The organism is Neobacillus sp. BF23-41 (assembly GCF_041106275.1).
On sequence record NZ_JBGBPR010000088.1, the window covers coordinates 1 to 1,565 of the forward strand.

At 36.7% G+C, this 1,565-nt stretch carries 2 protein-coding genes; both read left to right on the top strand.

Going from position 1 to position 1,565, the window contains the following annotated elements; all coding sequences use genetic code 11:
• Positions 1 to 651 precede the first annotated feature (651 nt).
• Positions 652 to 792, top strand: a complete 141-nt coding sequence (locus AB7942_RS30465; protein ID WP_369449786.1) for an aldehyde dehydrogenase family protein — start codon at positions 652 to 654, stop codon at positions 790 to 792.
• Positions 793 to 1,247: 455 nt separating this feature from the next.
• Positions 1,248 to 1,565, top strand: a 318-nt coding sequence (locus AB7942_RS30470; RefSeq protein ID WP_483310952.1) for a hypothetical protein, incomplete at its 3' end; no start/stop codon positions are given.

Below are 1,565 nucleotides of genomic sequence, written 5' to 3' on the forward strand. Positions count from 1 at the left end.
AAGTGAAACGAATGAACGTAGAAGTACTTCCTTCTCACGATCCTCTGTTAATGTCTAGAAAAGTTTATTAAAAACTGTATAGTTATATTTTTTTATTCATATATATGAACTTGTGTTTGAGAATGTGGACTAGGTGTGCTAGTTTTGATTTTTTAATGAAAATAATGTGCTTTGTTCCACAAAAAGAAGTCTTTATGAAAAGATCCTTTGATTGTTTTTGAAAAGACAAATGGGTCATGGCATTAGATGGGCTAATTACCAGAAATGAAATTAAAAGGTAAATTTTACCTTTTAATTAGCTGGAAAATTGGTAGTTGATAGAAAAGTCAGGAACAAGTGGGGGTCAGAATTGATGTTTTATGTTTGCGAGTCGCATGTCATTAATGGAGTGAAAGAAAAAGAGGCACCTCACGTACAACAGATCATCAATATTAATGGAAAACGATGTTTATTTTGTCCTAATAAAGCTAGCTATAAAATATTTGAAATCCTTGATATTCATCCAACATTTCGCTTTAAATTTTGAAAAATATTTACAAAATGAATGAGATGTATAATTTAATATTAAGTCATAACGTCTGATCAATAGATAAGATGATTATAGGAAGGGGTTACTGAAAAGGAGCATAAAAACATATCAAGCCTTTATTAATGGTGAATTTTGTTGAATCTCAATTAAAGAAAATGATAGCGGTTACAAATCCGGTAACCGGTGAATTCGTCTCTGAAATCCCTGAATGCTCAGCGGATGAGGTTCAACAAGCTATAGCATCCGCCGAAATCGCACAATAATCCCAGGCGAAATTCCCTGCTTATGAGAGAGCAGGTGACTTCGTCGGTTTTACAAGAACTCGAATTCTTTAAAATCTGACCTGATGTAAAAAATCTTATGGAACCGGTATCGTATTTTTCAGAATAAGGTGAAACTTCTAGCAGACCGTCATTTTTCTCTTGCTTTTGCTGTAAGACTGATGAAAAAGGACTTTGATTTAGCTGTAAACATTGACTAGTAATGGATGATGCCATGCCGGTAACGGCGCTTACTTTATAGTTTTTAGCTTCTGTCCGCGCGACAGGAAAAGGTCAAATGGATGTTTAGGGGAACTGGTGTTGGTTGCTGAAGAAATGGACGGAATTAAGCACAGCAAAATAATGGCGATTGAAGTCGCGCGAAACTGTGTAAATAGTTGGTACTGATAGTGCGATTTACCCGACGATACGATTCAATCGAGGAGAGGAGAATAACTATGGTTAATCAAGTTGATCTGATAGCTGCCTACTGGACACTTGCAGGAAACGTAAATGTTTGGGGAAACATTGAGGAGGAATCGAGTCCCCATGACTTTCGCAGTCGTGTAGAAATGGCGGCCAAGGTTGGGTATACCGGAATTGGTATAGTATACGCAGACCTAGTGACTATAACCAATCAGTATGGGTTTGAAGGTGTCAAGTCAATCCTATCCGATAACGGAATTAAGTACTTCGGAATTGAATTCATTGTAGATTGGTTCACGGATGGAGAACGCCGTCGTCAATCTGACAAAGTAAGATATACTCTATTAAAG